We start from the raw sequence: 4,040 nt of genomic DNA on the forward strand, positions 1-4,040 counted from the left end.
GTGCCGGGCCCCGGAGGGGTGGGTGCCGGGGGCCGGACCGGCGCGGCGACCACGACGGTGCCCCGGCGTCCGTTCCCGGCCAGGTGGCCGTCCTCGCCCAGGCGTCGGTACGCCTCGGTGACCACGCCCCGGGAGACCCCGAGTTCGGCGGCGAGCGTCCTGCCGGCGGGCAGTCGGCTGCCCACCGGCAGGCGTCCGTCCGCGACCGCCTCGCGCAGTCGGTGGGTCAGCCAGTCGGCCAGTCCGCCGACGGGGGCCTCCCGGCGGTCCAGGTGGAGGAAGTCCGCGCCGCGGGTGGTCGCGGGGGTCGGGGCGGCCTGTGTCGGGGCCCCCGGGACACCTGTTTCGGACCTGTCGTTCGGCTTCTCTTCGGACCTGTTCACCGGTCCATTGTGGCGACAGGCTCGATGCATGGAGATCACGATCACCCGGGGCGGGGACCGCCCCGGTGCGGAGCAGGCAGGGGCGGGGAACGGATATGTCCACGGCTACGGGGCTCGCGAGGCCGAACGGCTGACCACGCAGGCGGACGTCCTGGCGCCGCTGGTGCACGGCGACCGGGAGGGGGTCGGCGGCCCGATCACCGGTCGGGTGCTGGAGGCGGGGTGCGGGACCGGGGCCCAGACCGGTCACCTGTTGGCCGTACCGGGGGCGCGGGTGGACGCGGTGGACCTCTCCGCCCCCTCGCTCGCCCGGGCCCGGGCGCGGCACGCGGAGGCCACTGCGGCGGGACGGGTGCGGTGGCACCGTGCCGATGTCACGGAACTGCCTTTTCCCGACGCCTCGTTCGACCACGTCTTCGGCTGTTTCGTACTGGAGCACCTCGCCGAACCCGCCCGGGCCCTGACCGAGTGGCTGCGGGTGCTGCGCCCGGGCGGCGGGTTGACGGTGGTGGAGGGCGACCACGGCTCGACCCTGCTGCATCCGGACAGCGCGGCGGCGCGCGCGGTGATCGCCGCTCAGGCGCGGGCGCAGGAGCGGGCCGGTGGGAACGCGTTCATCGGGCGCCGGTTGGCCCCTCTGCTGCGGGGCGCGGGGTTCCGGGAAGTGGGGGTGGAGCCGCGCACGGTGTGCGCGGACCGGGCCCGGCCCGATCTGAGGAGCGGATTCGTCCTCGGCACGTTCGTGCCGGTTTTCGAGGCGGCCCGACCGGCCGTGCTCGCGGAGGGGAGGCCGGCCGCCGACGAATGGGAGCGCGGCATGGCCGACCTGCGGCGCACCGCCGACGGTGAGGGCACTTTCCACTACACCTTCTTCCGGGCGACCGCGCGGGCTCCCCGCTGAGCACGCGCCACCCGTCGGGAAGGCACCGTGAAGTCCACCGGAGGACCACCCGGGAGAGCACGGCCCCCGGCCCCCGCGCGGGGTGCGCGGGGGCCGGGGCCCGGGGGTTTTGCGCCGGATGCCGCTCAGCGACGCCGGGAGGAGGGGGCGTCCCGTTCGGCGTCGACGGACGCGGAATCGGCGCGCCGATCGGGGTCCGCCGAACCGGTGGCGGGCCCGCCACCGGCCCCGTCGCCCCGCCCCGCCGGGAGGGTCGAGCCGACCCCGGCCGCGACGGGCTCGGCGGCGGGCGACCGACGGGTCAGCTTCTCGCCCTCGACGTCCACGTTGGGCAGGATCCGGTCCAGCCAGGCCGGCAGCCACCAGGCGGTGCGGCCGAGCAGCGCCAGCACGGCGGGCACGATGGCCATCCGGACGACGAAGGCGTCGAAGAGGATCGCGGCGGCCAGGCCGAAGCCGATCATCTTGATCATGGGTTCGTCGGCGCTGACGAAGCTCGCGAAGACGCTGATCATGATGATCGCGGCGGCGGTCACCACCCGGGCGCTGTACCGGAAGCCGGTGACGATCGCCTGCCGGGCGTCCTCGCCGTGGACGTACGCCTCCCGCATCCGGGTGACGAGGAAGACCTCGTAGTCCATGGCCAGGCCGAAGACCACACCGATGAGGAAGATCGGCATCAGGCTCATGATGGGCCCGGTGACCTCGACCCCGAAGAGGCCGGCCAGCCAGCCCCACTGGAAGACCGCGACCACGGCGCCCAGGGAGGCGAAGACCGAGAGCAGGAAGCCCAGGCCGGCCTTGATCGGCACCAACAGGGAGCGGAAGACGACGGTCAGCAGGACGAAGGCCAGGCCGACCACGACCGCCAGGTAGGGGGCCATGGCGTCGTCGATCCGCTCGGAGACGTCGATGGCCATGGCGGTCTGGCCGGTGACCAGGACCCGGGCGTCCCCGGTGCCCGCGAAGGCGGGGGCCTCCTCGCGCAGGTCGTGCACCAGGTCGGCGGTCTCGACGGTGCTGGGGGCGGAGCCGGGGATGACGGTGAGCATCGCGGTGTCGCCGGTCTCGTTGGGGATCGGCTCGGTGACCGCGACGACGTTGTCCAGGCCCTGGATGCTCTCGGCCACGGCGCCGGCGATCGCGCCGGCGTCCTGCCCGTTGTTCACCCCGGCGGTGTCCACGGCCACCAGCAGCGGCCCGTTGAAGCCGGGGCCGAAGGACTCGGCGAGCATGTCGTAGGCCTGGCGCTGGGTGGTGGAGGGCGGCTCGGAGCCCTGGTCCGGGAGGTTGAGCTCCATCTGGGTGGCCGGTACGGCGATCACGCCGAGCCCGGCCACGGCGACCAGCAGGACGGCGATGGGACGCCGGACCACGAAGCGGGCCCAGCGGGTGCCCGCGTTGGGACGTTCCTCGTCGGCGGGGAGTCCCTCGACGGGGGCTCCGCCCTTGGCGCCGGCGCGGCGGCTGACCTGCGGGCGCACCTTCTCGCCCGCGAAACCGAGGAGGGCGGGGATCAGGGTGATGCCGATGAGGACGGCGATCGCCACCGCGCCGGCCGCGGCCAGACCCATCTTGGTGAGGACGGGGATGTTCACGACCGCGAGGCCGCACATGGCGATGATGACGGTCAGTCCGGCGAAGACGACCGCCGAGCCGGCGGTGCCGGTCGCGCGGCCGACGGCCTCCCGCCGGTCGTGGCCGGCGGCCAGTTCGGCGCGGTAGCGGGAGACGATGAACAGGGCGTAGTCGATGCCGACGGCCAGGCCGAGCATCATCGCCAGGATCGGCGTGGTGCTGTCCAGCTCGAGCGGGCCGCTGAGGACGGTGATGACGCTCACCGCGATGCCGACCCCGATCAGGGCGGTGATCAGCGGGAGTCCGGCGGCGATCAGGGAGCCGAGGGTGATGACCAGCACCACCGCCGCGACCGCGACACCGATCACCTCGGCCACGCCGGTGCTCGGGATCTCGAAGAGGGCGTCGCCGCCGATCTCCACGACCAATCCGGCGTCGCGGCCGGTCTCGGCGGCCTCCAGCAGCGCCTCGCGCTCGGCGTCCTCCAGCTCGGTGCCGCTGACCTGATAGGAGACCTGCGCGTAGGCGGTGGTGAGGTCCTGGCTGATGGCCTGCGACTCGAAGGGGTCGGCGACCTGCGCGATGCGGTCGCTGCTGCGTTCGAGTTCGGCGACGACCTCGCCCACGGCGGCGGTGTTGGCCGGGTCGGTGATCTCCCCGCCGTCCGGGGCCCGGAAGACGACCCGGGCGGTGGCTCCGTCGGCGCCCATGCCGGGGAAGCGTTCGGAGAGCAGGTCGAAGGCCTCCTGGGCCTCCGTGCCGGGGATGGAGATCTCGGTCGCGGGCTGGGATTCGGTGGTCGCGACGGCGACACCGGCGACGCCCAGCAGGGCGACCCAGAAGATCGCGACCCAGCGCCTCCAGGCGTATGTGAAACGCCCTGTCGCGTAGAGGAATGTCGCCATGAGAAGGCTGCTCTCCCATCGAGGTGGGCCGGCGGGGAGATTCCGGCGGTGTGGCTGTTCTTCGGTTTTCCGCGTGTTTCCGGATGATTTTTCGCCGGTTTTCCGGCGTGCCGCGGACCGGGAGGTGCCGTGCCGGGGGCCCGGGGGGCCGGCCGGTGCGGTGGGGACGGAGCCGGTGCCGCGGCGGGCGCGGGCCCGGTCGAGCGGCAGAACCCCTGCACGGGGCACGGCTCGGCGCACGACGGGGTCGCCCGGGAGCGACCGGGCGTGCGG

The 4,040-nt window shown here is 74.1% G+C and carries 3 protein-coding genes; 1 reads left to right on the top strand and 2 read right to left on the bottom strand.

Going from position 1 to position 4,040, the window contains the following annotated elements; all coding sequences use genetic code 11:
- Positions 1–383, bottom strand: a 383-nt coding sequence (locus FOE67_RS18790) for a GntR family transcriptional regulator (RefSeq protein WP_323385043.1), incomplete at its 3' end; no start/stop codon positions are given.
- A gap of 28 nt (positions 384–411) precedes the next feature.
- On the opposite strand from FOE67_RS18790, the gene FOE67_RS18795 reads away from it, so the two are divergent.
- On the top strand, positions 412–1,284 hold the full coding sequence (locus FOE67_RS18795) for a methyltransferase domain-containing protein (RefSeq protein ID WP_182665835.1): 873 nt from the start codon (positions 412–414) through the stop codon (positions 1,282–1,284).
- A 125-nt stretch (positions 1,285–1,409) separates the two neighbouring features.
- Here the strand turns inward: FOE67_RS18795 and FOE67_RS18800 are convergent, their stop codons facing one another.
- Positions 1,410–3,767 (bottom strand): MMPL family transporter, encoded by a 2,358-nt coding sequence (locus tag FOE67_RS18800; protein WP_182665837.1) that lies wholly within the window; start codon positions 3,765–3,767, stop codon positions 1,410–1,412.
- Positions 3,768–4,040 lie beyond the last annotated feature (273 nt).

This window comes from Streptomyces calidiresistens, assembly GCF_014141525.1.
Taxonomy (GTDB): Bacteria; Actinomycetota; Actinomycetes; order Streptomycetales; family Streptomycetaceae; genus Streptomyces; species Streptomyces calidiresistens.